Annotated in this window: 20 protein-coding genes, 1 pseudogene and 1 riboswitch; of the genes and pseudogenes, 13 read left to right on the top strand and 8 right to left on the bottom strand. The window is 72.1% G+C overall.

Annotation, left to right across the window (positions count from 1 at the left end; genetic code table 11):
* Positions 1 to 65: 65 nt before the first annotated feature.
* Positions 66 to 920 (top strand): SDR family oxidoreductase, encoded by an 855-nt coding sequence (locus N8I84_RS23550; protein ID WP_263231371.1) that lies wholly within the window; start codon positions 66 to 68, stop codon positions 918 to 920.
* 135 nt (positions 921 to 1,055) lie between these two features.
* Positions 1,056 to 2,042, top strand: coding sequence for an EamA family transporter RarD (gene rarD, locus N8I84_RS23545; protein WP_263231370.1), 987 nt, complete (start codon positions 1,056 to 1,058; stop codon positions 2,040 to 2,042).
* 12 nt (positions 2,043 to 2,054) lie between these two features.
* Here rarD and N8I84_RS23540 read toward each other — a convergent pair whose 3' ends face one another.
* On the bottom strand, positions 2,055 to 2,591 hold the full coding sequence (locus N8I84_RS23540; protein WP_263231369.1) for a tetratricopeptide repeat protein: 537 nt from the start codon (positions 2,589 to 2,591) through the stop codon (positions 2,055 to 2,057).
* A gap of 1,348 nt (positions 2,592 to 3,939) precedes the next feature.
* On the opposite strand from N8I84_RS23540, the gene N8I84_RS23535 reads away from it, so the two are divergent.
* Both N8I84_RS23535 and N8I84_RS23530 read left to right on the top strand, forming a co-directional pair.
* Positions 3,940 to 4,479, top strand: coding sequence for a DUF6668 family protein (locus tag N8I84_RS23535; protein ID WP_263231368.1), 540 nt, complete (start codon positions 3,940 to 3,942; stop codon positions 4,477 to 4,479).
* Positions 4,480 to 4,481: 2 nt separating this feature from the next.
* Entirely contained in the window at positions 4,482 to 5,024 is a 543-nt protein-coding gene (locus N8I84_RS23530; protein WP_263231367.1) for an NUDIX hydrolase, read from the top strand.
* Positions 5,025 to 5,087: 63 nt separating this feature from the next.
* On the opposite strand, the gene N8I84_RS23525 is transcribed toward N8I84_RS23530, so the two are convergent.
* The 4 genes from N8I84_RS23525 to N8I84_RS23510 all read right to left on the bottom strand — a co-directional run bounded on the left by N8I84_RS23525 (position 5,088) and on the right by N8I84_RS23510 (position 9,570).
* Positions 5,088 to 5,963 (bottom strand): ABC transporter permease, encoded by an 876-nt coding sequence (locus N8I84_RS23525; RefSeq protein WP_263231365.1) that lies wholly within the window; start codon positions 5,961 to 5,963, stop codon positions 5,088 to 5,090.
* Positions 5,950 to 6,948, bottom strand: coding sequence for an ABC transporter ATP-binding protein (locus N8I84_RS23520; RefSeq protein ID WP_263231364.1), 999 nt, complete (start codon positions 6,946 to 6,948; stop codon positions 5,950 to 5,952). Before N8I84_RS23520 ends, N8I84_RS23525 begins: the two co-directional genes overlap by 14 nt.
* Before the next feature lie 39 nt (positions 6,949 to 6,987).
* A complete protein-coding gene (locus tag N8I84_RS23515; protein WP_263231363.1) occupies positions 6,988 to 8,247 on the bottom strand; it encodes a LolA family protein in 1,260 nt (419 codons plus the stop codon).
* Between the two features lie 312 nt (positions 8,248 to 8,559).
* On the bottom strand, positions 8,560 to 9,570 hold the full coding sequence (locus tag N8I84_RS23510; RefSeq protein WP_263231362.1) for a polyprenyl synthetase family protein: 1,011 nt from the start codon (positions 9,568 to 9,570) through the stop codon (positions 8,560 to 8,562).
* An 857-nt stretch (positions 9,571 to 10,427) separates the two neighbouring features.
* Positions 10,428 to 10,626, top strand: a riboswitch (cyclic di-AMP (ydaO/yuaA leader).
* Positions 10,627 to 10,630: 4 nt separating this feature from the next.
* Between N8I84_RS23510 and N8I84_RS23505 the strand changes: the two genes are divergently transcribed.
* Positions 10,631 to 11,146, top strand: a complete 516-nt coding sequence (locus N8I84_RS23505; RefSeq protein ID WP_390898937.1) for a transglycosylase SLT domain-containing protein — start codon at positions 10,631 to 10,633, stop codon at positions 11,144 to 11,146.
* Positions 11,147 to 11,194: 48 nt separating this feature from the next.
* Here the strand turns inward: N8I84_RS23505 and N8I84_RS23500 are convergent, their stop codons facing one another.
* The 3 genes from N8I84_RS23500 to N8I84_RS23490 form a co-directional block, all read right to left on the bottom strand.
* Positions 11,195 to 12,007 (bottom strand): HAD family hydrolase, encoded by an 813-nt coding sequence (locus N8I84_RS23500; RefSeq protein WP_263231361.1) that lies wholly within the window; start codon positions 12,005 to 12,007, stop codon positions 11,195 to 11,197.
* A gap of 180 nt (positions 12,008 to 12,187) precedes the next feature.
* Positions 12,188 to 13,390: an FAD-dependent oxidoreductase gene (locus N8I84_RS23495; protein ID WP_263231360.1), complete on the bottom strand. Its 1,203-nt coding sequence runs from the start codon at positions 13,388 to 13,390 to the stop codon at positions 12,188 to 12,190.
* Positions 13,391 to 13,464: 74 nt separating this feature from the next.
* Positions 13,465 to 14,709, bottom strand: a complete 1,245-nt coding sequence (locus N8I84_RS23490; RefSeq protein WP_263234867.1) for a carboxylate--amine ligase — start codon at positions 14,707 to 14,709, stop codon at positions 13,465 to 13,467.
* 251 nt (positions 14,710 to 14,960) lie between these two features.
* Between N8I84_RS23490 and fahA the strand changes: the two genes are divergently transcribed.
* From fahA to N8I84_RS23450, 8 genes and pseudogenes are all read left to right on the top strand, one after another.
* Complete coding sequence (gene fahA, locus N8I84_RS23485; RefSeq protein ID WP_263231359.1) at positions 14,961 to 16,181, top strand: fumarylacetoacetase; 1,221 nt, start codon at positions 14,961 to 14,963, stop codon at positions 16,179 to 16,181.
* Between the two features lie 147 nt (positions 16,182 to 16,328).
* Positions 16,329 to 17,120 carry a GntR family transcriptional regulator gene (locus tag N8I84_RS23480; protein WP_263231358.1) on the top strand — a complete coding sequence of 264 codons (792 nt, stop codon included), beginning with the start codon at positions 16,329 to 16,331 and terminating at the stop codon, positions 17,118 to 17,120.
* A gap of 50 nt (positions 17,121 to 17,170) precedes the next feature.
* The gene (locus tag N8I84_RS23475) at positions 17,171 to 17,398 is read left to right on the top strand and encodes a 4Fe-4S dicluster domain-containing protein (RefSeq protein WP_200418762.1); all 228 of its coding nucleotides are present in this window, start codon (positions 17,171 to 17,173) and stop codon (positions 17,396 to 17,398) included.
* Between the two features lie 15 nt (positions 17,399 to 17,413).
* The gene (locus N8I84_RS23470; RefSeq protein WP_263231357.1) at positions 17,414 to 18,757 is read left to right on the top strand and encodes an ABC transporter substrate-binding protein; all 1,344 of its coding nucleotides are present in this window, start codon (positions 17,414 to 17,416) and stop codon (positions 18,755 to 18,757) included.
* Positions 18,754 to 19,629, top strand: coding sequence for an ABC transporter permease (locus tag N8I84_RS23465; protein WP_263231356.1), 876 nt, complete (start codon positions 18,754 to 18,756; stop codon positions 19,627 to 19,629). The genes N8I84_RS23470 and N8I84_RS23465 overlap by 4 nt, the downstream gene beginning before the upstream one ends.
* Positions 19,613 to 20,380 (top strand): ABC transporter ATP-binding protein, encoded by a 768-nt coding sequence (locus tag N8I84_RS23460; RefSeq protein WP_263231355.1) that lies wholly within the window; start codon positions 19,613 to 19,615, stop codon positions 20,378 to 20,380. The genes N8I84_RS23465 and N8I84_RS23460 overlap by 17 nt, the downstream gene beginning before the upstream one ends.
* Before the next feature lie 32 nt (positions 20,381 to 20,412).
* Complete coding sequence (locus N8I84_RS23455; protein WP_263234866.1) at positions 20,413 to 23,073, top strand: fumarate reductase/succinate dehydrogenase flavoprotein subunit; 2,661 nt, start codon at positions 20,413 to 20,415, stop codon at positions 23,071 to 23,073.
* Positions 22,983 to 23,171 (top strand): annotated as a pseudogene (locus N8I84_RS23450) (HEAT repeat domain-containing protein); the annotation flags it as partial. The gene N8I84_RS23455 and the pseudogene N8I84_RS23450, both read left to right, overlap by 91 nt.
* Between the last annotated feature and the right edge of the window lie 5 nt (positions 23,172 to 23,176).

Here is a 23,176-nt window from a genome sequence, read left to right as displayed (position 1 = left end):
TTTCGCTTAGTTAGCGCACCTCCTAAGGTGAGTGTCAGAAAGCACCCCACAAGGAGATCCAAGTCATGAGCATCGTCGTCACCGGAGCCACCGGACACCTCGGCCGTCACGTGGTGGAGCAGCTGCTGGAGAAGGTTCCGGCCGAGCAGATCACCGCGGTCGTCCGCACCCCGGAGAAGGCCGCCGACTTCGCGGAGCGCGGCGTGCGGATCGCCGTCGCCGACTACAACGCTCCGGAGACCTTCGACGGCGTGTTCTCGGCCGGCGACAAGGTGCTGCTGATCTCCGGCAACGAGTTCGACAAGGGCCGCGTCCAGCAGCACCAGGTGGTCCTCGACGCCGCCAGGACCGCCGGAGTCGCCCTCTTCGCCTACACCAGCGCACCCAGCAGCCTGAAGGCCGCCCTGGCCGACGACCACCGTGCCACCGAGCAGGCGATCCTGGCCTCGGGCGTGCCGTATGTGCTGCTGCGCAACGGCTGGTACCACGAGAACTACACCGGGAACCTCGCCCCCGTGCTCGAGCACGGCGCCGTCGTCCAGGCCGCCGGCGAGGGCCGCGTCTCCTCCGCCTCCCGCGCCGACTACGCGGCCGCCGCGGTCGCCGTGCTGACCGGCGAGGGCCACGAGAACAAGGCGTACGAGCTGGGCGGCGACGAGGCGTGGGGCTTCGCCGACTACGCCGCCGAGCTGAGCAAGCAGACCGGCAAGGAGATCACGTACAACGCCGTCTCCGCCGAGGCGTACGAGGGGATCCTCAAGGGCGCCGGGCTGCCCGGTCCGCTCGCCGCGGTCTTCGCCGGTGTGGACGCCTCCATCGAGAAGGGCGAGCTGGAGGTCACCACCGGCGACCTCTCCCGCCTGGCCGGCCGTCCGACCACCCCGCTCGCCGAGGCGATCACCGCCGCGCTCAAGGGCTGAATCCCCCTTCGGGCCCTTGAGCTTCCCGACCCTCGCCTGTCATGACCGTATGCCGATACGGGCATGACAGGCGGGGGTCCTGGCGCTACCTTCGTGGAGGCTGCACCGGGCAGCCGCGAGCGTGAGGGAGGGCCCGTGGCCGGGGAGTCGAAGGGTGAGCGACGGACAGGTCTGCTGAACGGCTTCGCCGCGTACGGGATGTGGGGGCTCGTCCCGCTGTTCTGGCCCCTGCTCAAGCCCGCCGGGGCGATGGAGATCCTCGCCCACCGGATGGCGTGGTCCCTCGTCCTGGTCGCCCTCGTACTGCTGGTGATGCGCCGCTGGGCCTGGGCGGGCGAACTGCTCCGGCAGCCGCGCCGGCTCGCGCTGATCACGGTCGCCGCGGCTGTCATCACCGTCAACTGGGGCGTCTACATCTGGGCCGTGAACAGCGGCCACGTGGTGGAGGCCTCGCTCGGCTACTTCATCAACCCGCTCGTCACCATCGCCATGGGCGTGCTGCTCCTCAAGGAACGACTGCGGCCGGTGCAGTGGGCGGCGGTCGGGGTCGGCTTCGCCGCCGTGCTCGTCCTCACGATCGGCTACGGCCGTCCGCCGTGGATCTCCCTGTGCCTGGCGTTCTCCTTCGCCACCTACGGGCTGGTGAAGAAGAAGGTCAGCCTCGGCGGCATCGAGTCGCTGGCCGCGGAGACCGCCGTGCAGTTCGTGCCGGCGCTGGTGTATCTGCTGTGGCTCTCGGGACACGGAGAGTCCACGTTCGCGTCCCATGGGGCGGGGCACGCGGCGCTGCTCGCGGCCACCGGGGTGGTCACCGCCCTGCCGCTCGTCTGCTTCGGCGCCGCGGCGATACGGGTCCCCCTGTCGACTCTGGGGCTGCTGCAGTACCTGGCGCCCGTCTTCCAGTTCCTCCTGGGCATCCTCTACTTCCACGAGGCGATGCCGCCCGAGCGCTGGGCGGGATTCGCGCTGGTCTGGCTGGCGCTGGCGCTGCTGACGGCGGACGCGTTGCGCACCGCGCGGCGGGCCGCGCGGACGCTCGGCGGGGCGATCCCAGGTGCGCGCGCCGCCACCGCGACGGTGAGCGGGGGCGCGGACGCGGACCCGGTGGACGCCACACCGTAGCCGCCGTAGTGCCTACTGGACGGCAGGCCGCTCGCCGGTCGCCTTGCGGGCGCGCTCGGCCAGGCGGCCCATGCGGCTGCGGGCCTTCTCGAGCTGGTCCAGGTCGTCGGCGGCGGGGCCGTCCTGGGCCGCGAGTTCGCTCCATACGGCGATGAGGTCACGGCCGAGGTCCAGCCCCTGGACCGGTTCGCGTACGGCGCGCCAGGCGGCGGCCGCGCTCTGCACGTTGCCGTAGGCCCCGCGCGGGTCGCCGAGGCGGTGCCGGATGCGGGCCAGGTCCAGCGACAGGTGGAAGGAGCGCAGGGGGTCTGTCGCCAGGTAGGCGATGTAGGCGGTGAGTTCGCGCAGGTGCAGGACGTCGGGGTGCTCGTCGCCGAGGGTCGCGGCCGACTCGGCGACGGCCTGCTCGGCCAGTTCGGACGCCTCCTCGAGACGTCCCTGCTTCACGGCCGCGCCGATCCGGGCCATGGGCTCGGCGACGGGGCCGTCCGCGCCGCCGGCCGGCGCATCCCCGAGCACTGCTGCCGCCACGGAGTCGAACTCCCGCACGGGCGGCTCCTTGACCTCGTCGTCCAGGCCGGCGGGGACGGGGGCGGTCTCGGGGACGGGTTTCCGGTCGGGGGCGGGGGCGGGGTCCGCTTCCGTGGTGGGAGGCGCGGCGACTTCGGGGGCCGAGCGGAGGAGAGGGCGGGCGCGGGCCGGGTGGTGGGCTCGGGGACTTCGCGAGCGGCAGGGGTGACGGACGGCGCGGACGGCATGACCGGCGGTGGGCCGAACGTTCCCGTCGGCGGCGAGACGGTGCCGGGGGCGGCGGTGCGGGCGACGACGGGGTGCCGCCGTGGTCCGGGGCACCCGGCAGGGCCTGGGCCGGGCCGGACGTCGCGGTGATGAAGGCGACCTGCTCGGGCACGGTGTGCACAGCGAACGGGGCGACGGTACGGCCGGGGGGCGTGGAGGCGGCTGCGGCGGGCTGCGTGCCCTGGGTGGGGGAAGGAGCGGACTGCGCGGCATCCGGGCGCGGTGCGAGCGCGGATGCGGGAGCGGGCTCGGCGGGCTCCCGCAGGGCACGCAGTACGCGCGTGTCGGGCTCGATCTCGGCCGGTGGCGCGCTCGGCGGGGGCGCCGGGGACTCCGACGGGGCGTACGGGTCGTGCACCGCCCCCGGAGGGCCGTCGGAGCCGTGGTGCCCGGGGTCGGCTGCCGGGTGTCCACCGCGCGCTGGTCGTGCGTGGCCCTGTCGCGCGGCCCGGCCTCCACGGGTGCCACCCGAGCCGTACCGCGGTGCTCCGCGGCCACGGGCGCCGCTCCCCTCCGTACCGGCTCCCCCGCGAACTCGCTGGAGCCGTCGACATGCACCCGGATCGGTACGACGTAGCCGATCCGTTCGTCGTGCACCGAGGCGAGAACCGGGTGGCCCATGGCGCGGGCCAGGCCGTGGAGGTGGTCCAGGACGGCCTGCTGGACCGGCTCCCCGGGTCCCGCGGCCACCGGCACCCCGCCCACCGTCGCCCCCGGGCCCGGTGCCCCGTCGCGGGCCTCCACCGGCACCCGGACCTCGATCGGCGTCACCCCGGACCCCGCACCCCCGTCGGATGCGGCCCCCGCGAAGGAGCGGCCCCGCTTCTGTCCGCGGCTGAGTCGAGACATCGTTCCCTCACTCGGGTCGGTCGGGGAAAGGCGCCGATGTCCTCCGCCTCCATTCGGCGTCGGCTCCCCTCGTCTGCGTCCCCGGCCCTGGGTTGCGGGGACGTACGGCACACCCCTTCGAGTCTCCCGCCTCCGTGCTCGTCCCCGCGTCACCGCCGCGTCACAGCCTCGTCCCAGGAACCGGGGCCCGGTTACCGAACCGGCGCACCGCAGGTGAAGATCGAGGGGCGAGGACGACCGAGGAGAGGCGATGCAGGCGATCGCGCGGCAGGGGCCCGGCGGGCCGGAGATATGGGTCCGCGGGCCGGTGGCCGACGGCGCACGGCCGCCGTCCTACGGCAGCGCGAACCCACGCCGGTTCGCCTGGGTGGCCACCCACGGCGGCGCCGGCAGCTCGACGCTCGCCACCGTCTTCGGCGGCTTCGACGCGGGCCGCGGCTGGCCCCGTCCCGAGCACGGCGAACCCTCTTCGGTGCTGCTGGTCGCCCGCACCCACGCGACCGGCCTGGGCTCGGTCCTCCAGTGCCTCGACGTCTTCCGGCGCGGCGCGGCCCCGCCAGGCCTCGCCCTGGACGCCGTCGTGCTGGTCGCGGACGCGCCGGGCCGGCTGCCGCGCCCGCTCGCCCAGCGCGTCAAGGCGATCGAGTCGATGATCGGCGTCCACCGCGTGCCCTGGGTACCGGCCTGGCGCACCGGCGACCTGGGCGGCCGGCCACCCCGCGAGTGCGAGCGACTGGCCCGCCTGGTCGGCCCGTTCACGCCCTCGGGCGGCGGATCGGGGGTGCGCTGAGCATGCGCTGGACCGTGCACGGCGAGCGGGCGCTGTACGAGACGCCCTGGGTGCGGCTGCGGGCGCTCGACGTCGAACGGCCCGACGGAACACGCTGTGAGTACCACGTGGTCCGGCTGCGGGACGTCGCCGTCGCCGCAGCCGTCGACCGCGAACAGCGCGTGCTCATGATGTGGCGGCACCGCTTCGTCACCGACACGTGGGCCTGGGAGCTGCCCATGGGCCTCGTCGAGGACGGCGAGGAGCCCGCCGCGGCGGCAGGGCGCGAACTCGAGGAGGAGACCGGATGGCGCCCGGGCTCGCTGCGGCCGCTGATGTGCGCCCAGCCCGCGGCCGGGATCACCGACTGCCGGCACTTGGTGTTCCGCACGGACGACGCCACGCGCGTGGGCGAGCCGACCGAGCGCAACGAGTCCGACCGCCTGGAGTGGATCCCGCTGCCGGAGGTACGGGCGATGATCGAACGCGGTGAGATCGTCAGCAGCGCCACGCTGGTGGGCGTGATGGCCCTGCTGCTCGACCTCGGGCCCGGCCCGGGCGGCTGACCCCGGGGGGAGTGGCGGGGACGGTGGACCGTGAGGGCGCGCCCGGCCCCTGCCCGCCCGCGCCTACGCCGTGATGTCCTTCGCCGTGAACCGCGCCCACGCCGCCGAGCCGAAGACGGCCGCGTACAGGGCCTGCAGGCCCAGGTTGCGTATCAGGTCGTGCCAGTAGACCGGGTCGCGCATCAGGTCCGCGAAGGACAGCCAGTAGTGCGAGAAGAAGTACGGCTGGAGCGCGTGCAACTGCGGTATCTGGTCCATGATCTGGACCGTGATGAGCAGCCCCACCGTCGTCGCCATCGCCGCGATGCCGCTGCCCGTGAGCGTGGAGATGAACAGTCCGAGGGCCGCGACGCCGATCAGGGACGCGGCGACGACCAGGGCGATCAGCAGGGCCCTGCCGAGGCCCTCGGCGAAGCTGATGCGCGTACCGGAGATCGTCGTCAGGTCGCCCAGCGGGAAGAGCAGGGCGCCCACCGCAAGCGCCGAGACGGCGACGACCAGGGTGGCGATCAGGCAGAAGGCGATCGTCGTGGCGTACTTGGTGAGCAGCAGGCGGGTACGGCCCGCAGGGGCGACCAGCAGGTACCGCAGGGTGCCGGAGTTCGCCTCGCCCGCGATCGCGTCGCCCGCGATGACGCCGATCGCCATCGGCAGGAAGAACGGGAGCGTCGCGGCGAGCGCGGTGAACACCAGGAACAGGCCGTTGTTGGTGATCTGCGCGATGAACGCCGGGCCGCCGCCCCCGCCCCGACCGCCGGACCCGTCGCCCGTCTCGATCTTCACGGCGATCCCGACCAGGACCGGCACGGCGGCGAGCACGGCCAGCAGGGCGAGCGTGCGCCAGCGCCGGAACGTGGTCACCAGCTCGCTCCGCAGCAGCCCGAAGGTCCACAGCGGGCTCGTCCGGCGCAGCACGCCGGCCGCCTCAGCCTGCGACATCGAACCCCTCCCCGGTCAGCGCCACGAACGCGTCCTCCAGGGAGGCACGTTCGACGCCGAAGCCGCGTACGCGGACTCCCGCCGTGACCAACGCGGCGTTCACATCGGAAAGTTCCCGGTCCGGAGGCTCGGCCGTCACCCGGTTCTCCTCCACCACCACATCGGCCACGCCCTGTTCCTTCAGGACACGTGCCGCGTCGGTGACGTCCGGGGTGGTCACGACGAGACGTCCGCGCGCCCCGGCCACCAGGTCTCCCACCGCGCCCTGCGCGATCAGCCGGCCCTGCGTCATCACCGCCGCGTGCGTGCAGACCTGCTCGATCTCGTCCAGCAGGTGGGAGGAGAGGAAGACGGTCGTGCCGTCGGAGGCCAGTTCTCTGACCAGGGCGCGGATCTCCCGCATGCCCTGCGGGTCGAGGCCGTTCGTCGGCTCGTCCAGGACGAGGAGCCTGCGGGGCCGGAGCAGGGCGGCCGCGAGGCCGAGGCGCTGCTTCATCCCCAGGGAGTACGCCTTCGCCTTCTTGCCCGCGGCCGCCGCGAGGCCGACCCGGTCGAGGGCGGCCGCGACACGGGCCCGCCGGGTGCGCGGGTCGGCGGTGGGGTCCGCGGCGTCGTACCGCAGGAGGTTGTCGCGGCCGGAGAGGAAGCCGTAAAGCGCCGGGCCCTCGATGAGGGCGCCGACGTGCGGGAGCACGGCGCGCGTGGCCCGGGGCATGGGCTGCCCCAGCACGCGTGCCGAGCCCGAGGTGGGCTCGATCAGGCCCATCAGCATGCGGATGGTGGTGGTCTTGCCGGAGCCGTTGGGCCCGAGGAAGCCGAAGACGCTGCCTGCCGGGACGGTCAGATCGAGCCCGTCCACGGCGAGCTGCCCGCCGCGGTAGCGCTTGGTGAGGGCGCGGGTGGCGATGACCGGGGCCTCGGGGTCGATCGCCGCCCGCGCCGGTGAGTCGTTCGACTCCGCTTCCGCGGCGGGCAGTTCCTCCATGGGCTCTGCTGCTCCCCTTCGTCCGTGCGCCGTACGGGGTCACTTCCCCGCGTCGGCCGCCTTCACCAGTGCGTCCTTGGTGACCGCGCCCGCGTATACCTTGCCGTCGTCCGTGATCAGGGCGTTGACCAGGCGGGTGGAGAAGACCGTGCCCGAGCCGAACTTGCCGGTGACGTGTTCGCCGAGCGAGTTCAGGAAGCCGGAGGCCGCGCCGTCACCGGACGGCGATCCGGACGGCACCCCGCCCTTGCTGCCGGTGTCGAACACGTAGATGGCGTTCCAGCCCTCGCCGAGGGTCTTCGACGCGCTGCCGCCCCAGGGCGTTCCGCCGGTGCCCTCACGCTGCGCCTCGTGCCCGGGCTTCTCGGGCTTCTCGGCCTTCCCGGCCTCCCCGGTCTTCCGGTCGTCGCCCTGGGTGACCTTCGTGCCCTTCGGCGGCGTGAAGTCGAACGTCGACGCGGCCGGCTTGGCGAACGAGACCTGGGTGAAGCCCACGTCCAGCACCGCCGCGCCGCCCTTCGCCGGGGTCAGCGTGAACTTCAGCGGCAGCCCGGTCTTCGCGTCCACCGCGATGCTGATCGCGCCGACCGTCGTACCCGACTGCTTCGGCCGGATGACCAGCTTGTAGGCGTCCCGGCCCGCGACCTGGGCCGTGCCGTCGACCGTCACGGAGGTGGTCTTGTCGGCCGCCTTCAGTGCCTGGTCGGCGAAGTCCCTGGGTGTGGCGGGCACGTCCTTCGGCGCCGCTTCGCCGCTCTTGTGCTCGCCCGCGCCGGTCGCGTGGTACGCCTGGTTGGACGCGCTGTCGTACGCCCACACCTGGTCGCCGTTGCGGATGACGCTGTACTCGGCGGCCTTCTCGATGAGTGACAGCTTCTGCTTGTCCTGGCCGTCGGCGGCGACCCGCACGGTGTGGGTGCCGGAGGCCAGCTCCAGCAGCTTGGAGCTCGGGTCGGCGGCCGAGTCGCCCTTGTCCTGCCCGCCCTTGGAGAGCGCCCCCGAGGCCAGGCTGTCCTCGAGGCCGCCCAGGTCGGGCAGGCCCAGGTCCGTGCTGATCGTCACCGTGCCGGACATCTGCTGGACGTCCGACTTGGCGATCTTCTCGATGAGCTGCTGCGCGCTGATCTTCGGCAGGTCGGGGTCCCCGGAACCGGCGAACGCCGGGACGAGCCCGATGGTCGCCGCCGCCACGCCCACGACCGTGACCGGGACGACGTACCGCGCGGCCCTGCGCCGCCCGTCGCGTACGTCCTCGACCTCCCCGGCGGGTGTGCTGTCGTCGGATTCGTACGGTGCCATGTGTGCCTTACCTCCGTCGTCGGCGGCGGCTGCTGTCTGTGCACTCTCCCCCGAGCTCTCGACTTCGCTCGAACAGGGAGGTGCCCCCACCCCCTACGCCGCCATTTTCACCCGGACTCCTGTGAGGTGGTCCTCTCCATATGACCAAATCACCGGGAGGGAAGCGTCAGACCGCGGGGCCAACTCCGCGTACGCCTGGGGTATGACATGACGGGCGCGGCACGGCGTCCCACCCGTAGGGGTCGTGCGGACGCGCCGGAAGACGTGTGACCTGGCACACGTCAGGCGGGGGTGCCCGGGGCGCCTGGCGGGTCACCCCGCCCGGTGCACCACCGCGTCGCACATTTCCGTCAGGGCCGCCTTCGCGCCGCAGTCCGGCAGCGGCGCCAGGGCCGAGCGGGCGTCCTGCGCATAGCGGACGGCGTCGCGCCGGGCCTGCTCGAGGGCCGGGTGGACCCGGAGGCGGGCGAGGGCGTCGGCATGGCGGGCGTCGTCCGTGAGGTCGGAGTCCAGCAGCTCGCACAGGGCGACGTCCTCCGGCAGCCCGTGCCGCTGGGCACGCTCGCGCAGGCGCAGGACCGGGAGGGTCGCGATGCCCTCGCGCAGGTCCGTCCCCGGCGTCTTGCCGGACTCGTGGGAGTCGGAGGCGATGTCCAGGACGTCGTCGGCCAGCTGGAACGCCACGCCGAGACGCTCGCCGTACTGCGTCAGCACGTCGACGACCGTCTCGTCGGCGCCCGACATCATCGCGCCGAAGCGGCACGCCACCGCCACCAGGGAGCCCGTCTTGCCGGAGAGGACGTCGAGGTAGTGCTCCACCGGGTCACGGCCGTCCCGCGGGCCCGCCGTCTCCAGGATCTGGCCGGTGACGAGCCGCTCGAACGCCTCCGCCTGGATACGGACCGCCTCCGGGCCGAGGTCGGCCAGGATGTGGGACGCGCGGGCGAACAGGAAGTCTCCGGTGAGTACCGCCACCGAGTTGCCCCAGCGGCTGTTCGCGCTGGCCACCCCGCGCCGCACATCGGCCTCGTCCATCACGTCGTCGTGGTACAGCGTGGCGAGGTGGGTGAGCTCCACGACCACGGCCGAGGGGACGACCCCCGGCGCGTACGGGTCACCGAACTGTGCCGCGAGCATCACGAGCAGCGGCCGGAACCGCTTCCCGCCCGCGCGCACGAGATGCTGCGCGGCCTCGGTGATGAAGGGCACCTCGCTCTTCGTGGCGTCGAGCAGCCCTTCCTCGACAGCGGCCAATCCGGCCTGGACATCGGCTTCCAGAGCCTGGTCCCGCACGCTCAGCCCGAACGGCCCGACGACGGTCACGTGAGGTCTCCTGTCTGCTGACGTCTGCTGACGATCACACGGTCGGTATCGAGGTCGGTCACTTGATCGATGACGTCGCCTGGACGACTCGGCTCACCGAGTTTGTCGATCTGTCGCCGCCATCACTCAAGTCAGCGTATCCGGTCGGGTTTCGATCACCACGAGTGCCCGCTCTTCCAGGCCGGGCCGTATCGGATCACGAGAGGCATGTTCTTGATCAGGTGATACGAGCGGGTTTGGAGCGACATAGCGGAAAGCCGCCCCTCCCGGTGGCCGGCGACGCGCACCGGCCCCCGGAAACACCCCTCGCATCCCGCCTCCGGAGCAGCCCGGCACCCCCAAGGCCTCCCGCGGGGCCACGCGGCCCCCGGCCGCCCCGCTCGGCACCATCACCCGGCCGGGCGCACCCCCGGCCTCAACGGGGACGCGCGGAACCTCCAGGCACGCGCGCGTACAGATCCATGGGGCGGGACGAGATGGCATGACGCGTGACGCCGGTCACGCCTTCCGATCCGGGGGTGCGATCCCCGTAGACCCGAGCAATGTCCGAATTGCCATATTTCGCCCTCATGAAAACCGTCACCTGAAGGCATCTGCCGAACCTTTTGTCCGAATTGCCGCCCCAGGGCCTCGAATTAGGCATGCCGATCGAGGAGGGCGCGAGTGAATTAGCTCACGCCACCGACAGGTGGTGCGGAGCATGCGGAATCCCAACTTCCCATTTGCTTATGCCAAGTTGAACTGTGTTCAACAATATGGATCACATCCCTTATTCCCGCATTTCATGGTCATTTACCTCTGAGTGTGACTTCGAGGCTTGTTCCCGACATGTGCTCTCGCATACCTTCCCAATCGATCCGAGCGGAACGCCGAATCCTGCCGCCGCCCGCGATCCATTGACCACCACGGCAGGAGCGGGGGACCCAGGTAAGTCGCCGGACCGGACACAGCGCCGGAACGGCTTGGGGTGAAGCCGATTCCTCGACACCGAGGACACGGCCGGGCACCTCCCAGCCCGAACCCGACAGCTCACCTCGCAGGCGCCGGAGAGGACTACGACATGCCCGCTTTCGCCCTGCCCGCACGCCGTCGGGACCGCCGCTCCAAGGCCGCGCGCCTCACCCGTGCCCTCGCTGTCGCGGGGACGGGTGCCGCCGTTCTGGCCCTTCCGGTCCTGGGAGCGACCAGCGCTTCCGCCGCGACCCCCACCTCCGCGACGACCACGACCGCCGCCGCCAAGACCGTGACGACGCGCGCCGGAAACCTCGACAGCTGGATCCGTCAGTCGCTGGTCGTCATGCGGCAGCACAGGATCCCCGGCTCCTACTACGGCATCTACCGCAACGTGATGCGTGAGTCGTCGGGCAACCCGTCCGCCATCAACCTCTGGGACTCCAACGCCCGGATGGGCATCCCGTCCAAGGGCCTCCTCCAGGTCATCGACCCGACCTTCCGCGCGTACCACGTGCCGGGCACGTCCTGGAACATCTACGACCCGGTGGCGAACATCACGGCCGCGTGCAACTACGCCGCCCACCGGTACGGCTCCATCGACAACGTCCACAGCGCCTACTGACGCTGTGCGCCGCGCGTACCGGGCTGAGGCGGAGGCCGAGGCCGAGGTCTAGCGGCCCCTGAAGAGTCGTTCGAGGACGACGGCGATGCCGTCGTCCTCGTTCGATTTCGTGATCTCGTCGGCGACCGCCTTGAGTTCGGGGTGCGCGTTCGCCATGGCGACGCCGTGCGCGGCCCAGTCGAACATCGGGATGTCGTTCGGCATGTCGCCGAACGCGATGGTCTGGGACGGCCCCAGGCCCAGAAACTCGGCGGCGAGCGCGAGCCCCGTCGCCTTGGTGATGCCGCACGGCTGGAGTTCGACCGTGCCGGGCCCGGACATGGTGACCGTCGCCAGTGAACCGACCGCGCTGCGCGCCGCCGTCGCCAACTCGTCGTCGGTCAGGCTGTGATGGCGCAGCAGCACCTTGCTGATGGGCGCGCACCACAGGTCGTCGCGCCGTTGCACCCGCACCGCGGGCAGCGTGGGGTGCGGCATCCGGTAGCCGGGTTCGATGAGAGTGAGCCCGTCCACGCCGTCCTGGTCGACGGCCGCGTACACCTGCCCCACCTCGGCCTCGATCTTGCCGAGCGCGGTCTCGGCCAACTCCCGGTCCAAGGTGACGGAGAACAGCAGCCGGTCCGCGCCGACGTCGTACACCTGCGCGCCCTGTCCGCACACCGCGAGCCCCCTGCCGCCGAGGTCGTCGAGCAGCGGCCGCACCCTGGGCGCCGGACGCCCCGTCACCACGAGGTGCTGCGCGCCGGCCGCGGCGGCCCGCGCCAGCGCGTCCCTCGACCGGTCGGAGAGCGTGTCGTCACCGCGCAGCAGCGTCCCGTCCAGGTCAGTGGCGATGAGTGAATATGCGAGGGGTGCGGCCATGATCAGAGAATACGGATGGAACACCCCCACGACTCACCGCGAACCAGCCGACGTACGGCCACCCCGCCGTGAACCGGCCGACCTCCGCTCCCCGCTGCCGAGAACCGCTCGGCATCCGTCTCGACAACCGTGGCCCTTCCGAGGGGAAGGGCCACGCGGTGGTCCGGTGGTCGGCCGGGGTCAGCCGTGGGCCGTCGCCAGATGCTTCGCCAGGCGCGCCGACGCGAACTCCGTGCCGCAGACGAACCTCATCACCGGTCCGTAGGAGGCCGCCGCCGGCAGGCCCGTGAAGTACAGGCCCGGGACCGAGGACACATGGCCCGCGCCGAGCTTCGGGGCGCCCCGGCTCACCGCCAGGCGTGTGCGCAGCTCATGGCCCAGGAAGTCCATCGCGGAGATGTCCACGCGGTAGCCGGTCGCGGCGATGACGTGGTCCGCGGTCATCTCCTCCGTGCGGCCCGTGTGGGTCCGGACCGTCAGGGTCGGGCTGCCGTCCGCCACGGACGCGCTGAGGATGCCGACGACCTCGCGCACCTGGACGTTCTCCTGGAAGCGGTCGCGCAGCCACCACGCGCCGAGCGGGCCGAGGACGCGGCGCACCAGGTAGTGGCGGGTCCGGGCGGGCAGGAAGCGGTACGGGTGGGGGTAGTAGCTCAGCGCCCACAGGGACCAGGCACGGCCGAAGGGCGACTCGGGGCGCAGCTTCGGCTGGTCCCACGGAGGCGCGCCGAAGGCGACCCTGCCCTGCCCGCGCGCCACCACGCGCACCCGTGCGCCCGCCTCGGCCGCCAGCGCCGCCGTCTCCAGCGCTGACTGGCCGGCGCCGACGACCAGCAGCTCCTTGCCGGCGAACCTGCCGAGGTCATGGTGCTGGGAGCTGTGCGAGACCGGACCGGTGGGCGTGGGGCCGTCGGCTGCCGCGGCGGCCAGCTCCGGCGGGAGGTGGGCGAGGCCCGACAGGCCGGTCGCCACCACGACCGCCCGAGCGGTGAACAACTCGCCCGAGTCCAGCTTGAGATCGAAGCCACCGTCCTTGCGGCGGTCCACGGAGACCACCCGGACCCGCTCCAGCTCCGGCACCAGCTTCTGCTGGAACCACTCCCCGTACGCGATGAACGTCTCGACCGGGATGATGTCCTCGTCCGTCACCAGCCGGGGGATGCCCGCCGCGTCGCAGTAGTCGGCCAGGGTGTGGCCGCGCTGGGGCGCGTCGATGTTCGAGGCGACCGGGGTGGACTTCAGGAGCATGCCCGCGGGCATGTTGTCGCGCCAGCTGACCATGGGCTCGCCGAAGACGCGGACCGGGATACCGCGCCCGCGCAGATGGGCGGCGGTGGACAGGCCGAACGGCCCGGCACCGATGACTGCTACCGGTTGAATCACGAAGTCCCTCCCCAGGACGCGACGTGCCTACTTCGTGGTGGAGCGCGTACGCCCGTGGCGTACCGGTCGTACGCCTACGACGTACGGGTCGTGCCGCCGCGGCGGTTGGTCCGCCACAGCTGATACAGGTGCTTCGCGCCCGGCCGCACGAAGCGCGCGAGCATCGTGACGAACGGCAGCGGGTCGTCCCCCGCGAACCAGGCCAGTTCCGTGCCGCTCGCACGGGCCGGTGCGTGCGGTGTCGTGTAGCCGCTGCGGCGGTAGGCCAGCAGGGCGGGCAGGTCGATGTTCTCCACGATGTACCGATGGCCGGCGCGCTGTTCCCCCTCCGGTACGGCGCGGCCGGTCAGGTCCAGGTGCATGGCGCGGACGACGTCCACACCCGACTCGTTCTCGAAGAGCCGGAACTGGGCGCCCATGCGGGGGTTGAAGTCGAGCAGTTTGTACCGTCCGTCGCGCCGGTCGAAGCGCAGGTCGAGGTCGACGATGCCGGTGAAGCCGATCTGTTTGATGAAACGTGCGGCGAGATCGGCGAGTTCCGGGTTCTCCACGACGTACGCGTTCGCCGTCATGCCCGCGTGGGGCGGCCAGGAGCGCACCTTGACGCCGGTGAACAGGGCGAGCGGGGTGGAGTCCTGGTCGAAGTAGGCGTGCACGATCCAGTCCTCGGCCTGCTCCCGGGGCAGGTACTCCTGGAGGATCACGCCCGGGTGCTCACCCCAGTCGCGGGCGAGCCTGAGCAGCCCCTCACGGGTGGCGATCTTCGTCGTGCCGCCCACCGCGGGCCGTTCGCGGCGCACGAACGCCTCGCGGTTCTTCGCCACGAGCGGGAAGCGGGCCTTGTCGGCGAAGCGCAGGATGTCGTCGTACGACTGCGGGAAGGCGGCCTGGGGACTCGGGATGCCGTGTTCCACGCACAGTTCGTGCAGGCCCTGTTTGCTGGCGAGGCGGCGCGGGAGCCCCGCCTCCACCTTCGGGAAGAGGAAGGCTCCGGTCAGGGCGTCCTGGTGCTCGGCGATCAGGACCGCTGCCTCCTCGTCGGTCGGGACGAGGATCGTCGGCCGGCCGATACGGCGCCCGATGCGCAGCAGGCCCTCCACGAGCCGCTCCGGTTTCTCGGTCCCGGTGGTCGGCCATACGAAGGCGCGCCGCAGATAGCGAGAGGCCGCAGCCGGTGTGTAGCGGTCCTCCGTGATCGCATACATCGGTATGCCGAGCCGGCCGAGGCTGCGGATCGCCCCGACCCCGCCGTGGTGCAGCGGGTAGTCGCCCAACTTGACGATGAGCCCCGGCACGTCGCGGTCCGCGTCGAACGGCACACCGGTGCTCCTGGCCACGGGTCCCCCCACGTGTCCCCCCTACGGACCGGACCCACCCCGTCCGTGTCCCCCAAAGGACGCTAAGCCGGAATTACCCCCTCCGACAAGACCAATACGGACATTGCAAACTCTTTAGACACTGCCCAAGACAGATGACTCACCCGTAACGTGTGCGGCGACCATACGGAACGCACTGGAACGCACCCCCATGCACGGCACATCCGAAGTGCACGAAAGCGAGGCAGCATCCCATGCCCCCCTTCGACGTCCCCGAGGGCGACCCCTTCGGCCCGCACAACCTCCCCTACGGCGTCTTCTCCCCCGCCGGCTCCGACGAGCGGCGCGTCGGCGTGCGCCTGGGCGACCACGTGCTCGACGCGGGCGCGGCGGCCACGGCGCTCGGCTCCCCGTACGCCTCCCTGCTGGCGCGTCCCTCCCTGAACCCGCTGCTGGCCGCGGGCCGCACCACCTGGTCGGATGTGCGGCGGGCGCTGACGGCGTGGGTGACGGTGCCCGCACACCGTCAGACCGTGGAGCCGCTGCTGCACCCGCTCTCCGAGGTGACGCTGCACCTGCCCTTCGAGGTCGCGGACTACGTCGACTTCTACGCCTCCGAGAACCACGCCCGCAACGTCGGGCAGATCTTCCGCCCGGACGCGGCGGACTCCCTGACCCCCAACTGGAAGCACCTGCCGATCGGTTACCACGGCCGGTCCGGCACGGTGGTCGTGTCGGGCACGGATGTCGTGCGGCCGTCGGGGCAGCGCAAGGCTCCCACAGACCCGGCGCCGGTCTTCGGGCCGTCCGTGCGTCTGGACATCGAGGCGGAGGTGGGCTTCGTGGTGGGCGTGCCGTCGCGGCTGGGGCGACCGGTGCCGCTCACGGCCTTCCGCGACCACGTGTTCGGGCTCTGCCTGCTCAACGACTGGTCTGCGCGGGACATCCAGGCCTGGGAGTACGTGCCGCTCGGGCCGTTCCTCGGCAAGTCGTTCGCCACGTCGGTCTCGGCGTGGATCACCCCGCTGGACGCGCTGGAGGAGGCCCGGGTGGCCCCGCCCGGGCGCACGCATCCGCTGCTGCCGTACCTGGACGACTCACAGGAGGAGCCGGGGGGCTACGACCTGCGCATCTCCGTCGCGATCAACGGCCATGCGGTCTCCGAGCCGCCGTTCTCCACCATGTACTGGACGGCAGCCCAGCAACTGGCGCACATGACGGTGAACGGCGCGTCCCTGCGCACGGGCGACCTCTACGGCTCCGGCACGGTGAGCGGTCCGACAGAGCGCGAACGCGGCTCGCTGCTGGAACTGACGTGGAACGGTCGGGACCCTCTCGAACTCCCGGACGGGAAACGGACGTTCCTGGAGGACGGGGACGTGGTGACACTGACCGCGTGGGCGCCGGGTCCGGATGGGACGCGGGTGGGTCTCGGGGAGGTGACGGGGCGGGTGGTGCCGACCACCCTGTCGTAGCCAGCGCCGGGCCCGCTCACCCGGCAGTGGCAGATCTTGCCCCACCGGCCAACGAAACAGCAGGTCAGCGGCATACGTGACGCCCCGGCACATGGCGCAACAATTCGGCAACACAGCTTTCCCTACCGCCTCGGTATGGTTCGAGCCATGCCACCCACCGACCGCATCCGCGACCACGCCGGTCAGGGCGCCGCGACCACCGTCGCCGCCCACCGCACGCGTCGTCGGCTGCGTGCGGACCAGGCCAGGCAGCTTGCCGATCTCCTCCGCCACCAGATCCTCACCGGCCGCTTCACGGACGGCACGCTCCCGCACGAAACCACCCTCGGCACCGACTACGGCGCCTCCCGCAACACCGTCCGCCAGGCCCTCGACCTCCTCCGCGCCGAGGGCCTGGTGGACCGGCTGCCGGGAGTCGGCACGATCGTCGCCGCCCGCAAGTACCCCCATGGACTGGACCGGCTGATGGGCCTGGCGGAAACCCTGCACGAACACGGCCGCGTCACCAACGAGGTCCGCACCCTGGGCCCCGCCCCCGCACCCGCCCCCGTGGCGGAGCGCCTCCACGTCCAACCCGGTGCCGACGTCCTCTACATCGAACGCCTGCGCAGACTGAACGGCCTCCCCCTCTCCCTGGACCTCACCTACATCCCGCTCGACATCGGCACCGCCCTCCTCGACGCCGACCTGGAGAACACCGACGTCTTCCGCCTCCTGGAAGCCATCACCGGCCAACGCCTCGGCCACGCCGAGATCACCCTGGAAGCGGTGAACGCGGACGCGCACTCCTCCGCCGTGCTCCAGGCCCCCCGCGGCGCCGCCGTACTGATGCTGGAACGCCTCACCCACCTCGCCGACGGCCGGCCCGTCGACCTGGAGTTCATCCGCTTCCGCGGCGACCGCATCACCATGAGCGGTCTGCTGCACCGGTCCCTGTAACCCCTGTTCCCCCCCTTCCGCCCTGTCCGGGCACCTTCCTGGAGACAGCCATGCCCTTGGCGCCCCAGCGGGCCGACGTGCCCGTGACCATCGACGAGTCGAAGTGCATCGACGGCTGCACCCTGTGCGTGGACATGTGCCCGCTGGACTCCCTCGCCATCGACGAGGGCACCGGCAAGGCGTACATGCACGTCGACGAGTGCTGGTACTGCGGACCGTGCGCGGCCCGCTGTCCCACCGGAGCGGTCACGGTCAACATGCCCTACCTGCTCCGCTGAGAGGCCCGAACCCCCATGAAACGCACGGCACTCCACCTCGCCACGGTCGCCCTCCTCCTCCCGCTCGCCGCCTGCGGCACGAGCGCGCAGGCGGGCACCGGCTCCACGATCACCGTCACCGTCGGCTACCAGTCCAAGACCATCAACACCGTCACCGCGGGCACCCTCCTGCGCTCCCTGGGCTACTTCGAGCAGCAACTGGGCGCCCTGCACGACGGCCACACCTACAAGGTCGTCTGGCAGGACTACGCGACCGGAGCCCCCATCACCGCCCAGATGACCGCAGGGAAGATCGACATCGGCTCGATGGGCGACTTCCCGCTCCTCATCAACGCCGCCCGCGGAAAGCAGCTCGGCCGCCCCACCCACCTGGTCTCCGTCACCGGCTACAACCTGCGCGGCGGCCTCAACACCATCGTCACCGCACCCGATTCGAAGCTCTCCACCCTGGAGGACCTGAAGGGCAGGAAGGTCTCCACGAGCGTCGGCTCCGCCGCGGACGGCACCCTCGTACGAGCCCTGCAACGCGTCGGCATCGACCCCGACAAGGGCATCGAGAAGCTCAACCAGCAGCCCGCGGTGGGCGCCTCGGCGCTCGACGCCGGCAGTGCGGACGCGCTGAGCCAGTTCGTTGCCTGGCCGGGCCTGCTCGCCTACCAGGGCAAGGCGAAGGCGCTGTACGACGGCGCGCAGCTCGACCTTCCGACGTTCCACGGCGTCACCGCGCGCGAGGACTTCGCGAAGCAGCGTCCGGCCGTCCTGGAAGCCTTCCTCAAGGCACAGGCGCAGGCGACCGACTACCTGAACGCCCATCCCGTGGCCGCGGCCGAGAAGGTCGCGAAGGCCACCGGCCTGCCCGCCGAGGTCGTCTACCTCTACAACGGCGCCCACGGCATCTCCACCTTCGACCCGGCCGTCAAGCCGCAGCTGGTGTCCGCGCTGAAGCAGGACGTGTCGATCCTGAAGTCCGAGAAGCTGACGGGTGACATCGACGTGGACTCCTTCGTCGACGACCAGTACGCGAAGAAGGCACTCGGCTCGGCGTACACCAAGGAGCTCGCCGCGACGCCTCCGCCGGCCACGAGCGAGGTGTGGCCCAAGGGCGCGGAGACCACGCGGCCCTTCAAGTCCCCCGATGAGCTGCTGAAGTACGTGGCGCAGCACCGCTCGGCCATCCGTGCCGCGTACGTGCCCGACACCACCACCGGCACCCTGTGGTTCGCCGACAGGGCGGTGTGGGTGGTGGACGGCAGCCGACTGCTCCCCTTCGTCGCGCCGGCCACAGCGCAGGCGTACGTGGCGGCGCACCCGGGGGCGCGCACGATCTCGTACGCCGACGCCCTGGGGCGGGCCTCATGAGCCGGTACCGCCGCTGTGCGCTGAGGGTGGCGTCCCTGGCCGCCGCCCTCGGTCTGTGGCAGCTGCTGACCAGCCTGCACGTCAACGTGTGGCTGCGCTTCTCACAGTTCCCCACGGTCACCGAGGTGGCCCGCGCCTTCGCCGGCCGGCTCTCCGGCGGCGACTACTGGACGGACCTGGCCGACAGCCTGACCCGCATCCTCACGGGCTTCCTGCTGGCGGCGGTCCTCGGGGTGGCCACGGGCGTGCTCGTGGCCCGCTCCCGCGTCGCCGAGGACCTGCTCGGCACGCTGCTGGAGGTGGTGCGCCCGATCCCGGCGATCGCACTGGTTCCCGTAGCGATCCTGCTCTTCCCCAGCAACGAACAGGGCATCGTCTTCATCACCTGCACGGCCGCCTTCTTTCCCGTGCTGGTCTCGACCCGGCACGCGGTCCGCGCGCTGACCCCCGTGTGGGAGGAGGCGGTGCGGACCATGGGCGGCGGCCGGTGGCGGATCCTCGGGTCGGTCGTCCTGCCGGGTGCGCTGCCCGGCATCTTCGGCGGCCTGTCCGTCGGCATCGGCGTGTCGTGGATCTGTGTGATCTCCGCCGAGATGATCTCCGGCCAGTACGGCGTCGGCTACCGCACCTGGCAGGACTACACGGTCGTCGACTACCCGGACGTCTTCGTCGGCATGGTGACGATCGGCGTGCTCGGCTGGGTGACGTCCACGGCGGTGGAACTGCTCGGGCGCCGTCTGACGCGCTGGCTCCCGAGGACCTCCCACGCCACCGCGGACCGCGTTCCCCGGGAGCGCTCGGCCGCCTCCGCGCCCATGCCGAGCAGCACCGAGACGACCGTTGCGGAGGTCCCCGATGACCAGCTCGTCTGACGTCTTGCCGCCGTCCCGTACCGGTGCCGGCCTCACCCTGCGGGCGGCCACGCTCGGCCGCCCCGGCGCACCGGCCCTCGAGGGCGTCGACCTGGACATCGCCCCCGGCGAGATCCTCACCGTCGTCGGCCCCTCGGGCTGCGGCAAGTCGACCCTGCTGCGGACGCTGGCCGGGCTGCTGCCGACGCTCGCCGGGACGGTGGAGCAGGACGGCCGCCCCCTGAACGGGCCCGCCGCGGACCGGGCGCTGGTGTTCCAGGAGGACGCCCTGCTGCCCTGGCGCTCCCTGCGCGCGAACGTCGAACTTCCCCTCGCCATCAAGGGCTTTCCGCGCACCGAACGCCGCAGCCAGGCCGACGCCTGGCTGGACCGGGTGGGACTTGCCGACCGCACACGGCACCTGCCGCACCGCGTGTCCGGCGGCCAGCGCCAGCGCGCACAACTGGCGCGCGCCCTCGCCGCCGGCCCGAGCACCGTCCTCATGGACGAGCCCTTCGGCGCCCTCGACGCACAGACCCGCGCCGGCATGCAGGACCTGCTGGTGGAGGTGCTGCACGGCACGGGCGCCACCGTCGTCTTCGTCACCCACGACGTGGACGAGGCCCTGTACCTCGGCGACCGGCTGGCGCTGCTCGGCACGGGCCGGCTCCTCGCCGTACGGGACGTGCCGCGCCCGCGCGACCGTGCGGCGCACGCCGATCCGGCGCGGCTCGCCCTGCGGCGTGACGTCCTCTCCTCACTCGGTTCCTGAGCACGCGAAAGGCAGCCCTGGTGGACACCCCGATGGAGATCCCCGCCCTCACCGACGCCGAGGAACTCTCCTGTGACGTCCTCGTCATCGGCGGCGGCACGGCCGGCACCATGGCGGCACTGACGGCCGCCGAACACGGCGCGGACGTGCTCCTGCTGGAGAAGGCGCACGTCCGGCACTCCGGCGCCCTCGCCATGGGCATGGACGGCGTCAACAACGCGGTCGTCCCCGGGCGCGCCGAGCCCGACGACTACGTCGCCGAGATCACCCGCGCCAACGACGGTATCGTCGACCAGTCCACGGTCCGGCAGACCGCGACCCGCGGCTTCGCCATGGTGAAGCGGCTCGAGTCGTACGGGGTGAAGTTCGAGAAGGACGAGCACGGCGAGTACGCGGTCCGCCAGGTGCACCGGTCGGGCTCCTACGTGCTGCCGATGCCGGAGGGCAAGGACGTCAAGAAGGTCCTGTACCGGCAGCTGCGGCGGCGCGAGATGCGGGAACGGATCCGGATCGAGAACCGCGTGATGCCGGTACGGGTGCTGACGTCCGGGGGCCGGGCCGTGGGCGCGGCGGGCTTCAACACCCGCACCGGCCGCTTCGTGACCGTCCGAGCGGGCGCGGTGATCCTCGCGACCGGCGCCTGCGGCCGTCTCGGCCTGCCTGCCTCCGGCTACCTCTACGGCACCTACGAGAACCCGACGAACGCCGGCGACGGCTACGCGATGGCCTACCACGCGGGCGCCGAGCTGACCGGCATCGAGTGCTTCCAGATCAACCCGCTGATCAAGGACTACAACGGACCGGCCTGCGCCTACGTGGCCAACCCCTTCGGCGGCTACCAGGTCAACCGGCACGGCGAACGCTTCGTCGACTCCGACTACTGGTCGGGGCAGATGATGGCGGAGTTCGCGGCGGAGGTGGCCTCGGACCGGGGCCCGGTGTACCTCAAACTGAGCCATCTTCCGGAGGAGTCGGTCTCGGCGTTGGAGTCGATCCTGCACTCGACGGAACGCCCGACGCGCGGCACCTTCCACGCGGGCCGCGGCCACGACTACCGCACCCACGACGTGGAGATGCACATCTCGGAGATCGGCCTGTGCGGCGGCCACTCGGCCTCGGGGGTCCGCGTCGACGACCACGCCCGGACGACGGTCCCCCGCCTGTACGCCGCCGGTGACCTGGCCTGTGTGCCCCACAACTACATGATCGGCGCGTTCGTGTTCGGCGAGCTGGCAGGTGAGGACGCCGCGCGGTACCAGGCCTACGAGGGCGAGTTGCCGCAGGACCAGCTCCACGAGGCGCACGAGCTGATCTACCGCCCGCTGCGCAACCCGGACGGCCCGCCGCAGACCCAGGTCGAGTACAAGCTGCGCCGCTTCGTGAACGACTACGTGGCCCCACCGAAGTCCGGCGCCCGGCTGTCCCTGGCGCTGGAGGCTTTCGAGCGGATGCACGCCGACATCGCCTCCATGGGCGCCCGCAGCCCGCACGAGCTGATGCGCTGCGCGGAGGTGACCTTCATCCGCGACTGCGCGGAGATGGCGGCCCGCGCCTCCCTGGCCCGCACGGAGTCCCGCTGGGGCCTCTACCACGACCGCATCGACCATCCGGAACGCGACGACGCGTCCTGGTTCCACCATCTCGATCTGCACAAGTCCCCCTCTGGTGCGATGGAGTTCACGGCACGTCCCGTGGCTCCCTATCTGGTTCCGGTGGAGGGCTTCTTCGCCCCCGTCGGCGGTGCCTCCCGACGACTCGGCGAGGTGCGACCCGAGCAGGTGGCGACGGCCGGGGCGCGGGAGGTGGCGCCCACCGCCGTACGGACGTCGCCGACGGCGGGCGACGAGGCCGTCCGCCCCGTGGCCGGCCCCGACACGCCGACCTCACCCCGCCTGCTCGACCTCCTCGCCCTGGCGGAGGAGCAGCCCGAACTCGTCGCCCTGGCGCCCTACTTGGCCGACCCCGACCCCTCCGTCCGGCGCACCGCCGTCACGGTCCTGACCGAGACGGTGCCGCCGGGCACCGGACCGACCCTCGCCGGCCTGCTCTCCGACACCGACGCCGACGTGCGCGCCGCCGCGGCGGCCTCACTGCGCGAACTCGTGGAGACGCTGCCACCCGAGCCTGCCCTGCGCGACCGCCTCGCCACTGCCGTGTCCGAGCCCGACCCCGTCGTCCGCGCAGCTGCGCTGGACGTCCTGCGGGCGCTGCGGCTCGGCGACGCCGACCTGTTCGCGGCGGCTCTCGCCGACTCCGACACGACAGTCCGCATCGAGGCCGTGCGCGCCCTCGTCTCGGTCGACGCGGTCGCGCCGCTGGTGCGCGCGGCGACCGCCGATCCGTCACGCGAGGTCCGCGTCGCGCTCGCCAAGGCCCTGGGCACGGTGGACGCGGCAGGGCCCGGTGGCGCAGGGCCGACCGGAGCGGACCGTGTCCTGTCCGCTCTCGCCGCCCTCACCGGTGACCCCGACGCGCTGGTCGTGCGGCCGCCTACGGCGCGCTGGCCGCTGTCGGCTGCCCGCCACCACTCGCCGACCGCGCCACGGCCGCCCTGTCCGACTCTGCCTGGCAGGTCCGCGCCGGCGCCGCCACCGCGCTCACCGCCGCCGCCCCCGAGGCGGCCGTCCCCGCCCTCGCCAAGGCCCTCGCCGACCCCAACGCGGACGTCCGGAAGGCGGCCGTCCTGGCGCTGACCCGGCACAGCGGCGCGGAAGACGCCCGCGCGGCCCTCGCCACGGCCACGACGGACTCGGACGCGGACGTCAGGGCGTACGCGGCCCGTGCGCTGTGAGCTCT

The organism is Streptomyces cynarae, from assembly GCF_025642135.1.
In the GTDB taxonomy this organism is placed as follows: Bacteria; Actinomycetota; Actinomycetes; order Streptomycetales; family Streptomycetaceae; genus Streptomyces; species Streptomyces cynarae.
Note: the sequence above shows the minus strand (reverse complement) of the source record. Positions and strands in the feature narration are given on the sequence as shown.

What these genes read in the sequence shown, in the direction of transcription:
- N8I84_RS23480 (WP_263231358.1), top strand. Translation starts at nt 16,329, where the DNA reads ATGCCACCCACCGACCGCATCCGCGACCACGCCGGTCAGGGCGCCGCG.
- N8I84_RS23520 (WP_263231364.1), bottom strand. Translation starts at nt 6,948, where the DNA reads ATGGAGGAACTGCCCGCCGCGGAAGCGGAGTCGAACGACTCACCGGCG.
- N8I84_RS23500 (WP_263231361.1), bottom strand. Translation starts at nt 12,007, where the DNA reads ATGGCCGCACCCCTCGCATATTCACTCATCGCCACTGACCTGGACGGG.
- N8I84_RS23505 (WP_390898937.1), top strand. Translation starts at nt 10,631, where the DNA reads ATGCCCGCTTTCGCCCTGCCCGCACGCCGTCGGGACCGCCGCTCCAAG.
- N8I84_RS23535 (WP_263231368.1), top strand. Translation starts at nt 3,940, where the DNA reads ATGCAGGCGATCGCGCGGCAGGGGCCCGGCGGGCCGGAGATATGGGTC.
- N8I84_RS23455 (WP_263234866.1), top strand. Translation starts at nt 20,413, where the DNA reads ATGGAGATCCCCGCCCTCACCGACGCCGAGGAACTCTCCTGTGACGTC.
- N8I84_RS23530 (WP_263231367.1), top strand. Translation starts at nt 4,482, where the DNA reads ATGCGCTGGACCGTGCACGGCGAGCGGGCGCTGTACGAGACGCCCTGG.
- N8I84_RS23475 (WP_200418762.1), top strand. Translation starts at nt 17,171, where the DNA reads ATGCCCTTGGCGCCCCAGCGGGCCGACGTGCCCGTGACCATCGACGAG.
- N8I84_RS23525 (WP_263231365.1), bottom strand. Translation starts at nt 5,963, where the DNA reads ATGTCGCAGGCTGAGGCGGCCGGCGTGCTGCGCCGGACGAGCCCGCTG.
- N8I84_RS23515 (WP_263231363.1), bottom strand. Translation starts at nt 8,247, where the DNA reads ATGGCACCGTACGAATCCGACGACAGCACACCCGCCGGGGAGGTCGAG.
- N8I84_RS23470 (WP_263231357.1), top strand. Translation starts at nt 17,414, where the DNA reads ATGAAACGCACGGCACTCCACCTCGCCACGGTCGCCCTCCTCCTCCCG.
- N8I84_RS23465 (WP_263231356.1), top strand. Translation starts at nt 18,754, where the DNA reads ATGAGCCGGTACCGCCGCTGTGCGCTGAGGGTGGCGTCCCTGGCCGCC.
- fahA (WP_263231359.1), top strand. Translation starts at nt 14,961, where the DNA reads ATGCCCCCCTTCGACGTCCCCGAGGGCGACCCCTTCGGCCCGCACAAC.
- N8I84_RS23550 (WP_263231371.1), top strand. Translation starts at nt 66, where the DNA reads ATGAGCATCGTCGTCACCGGAGCCACCGGACACCTCGGCCGTCACGTG.
- N8I84_RS23460 (WP_263231355.1), top strand. Translation starts at nt 19,613, where the DNA reads ATGACCAGCTCGTCTGACGTCTTGCCGCCGTCCCGTACCGGTGCCGGC.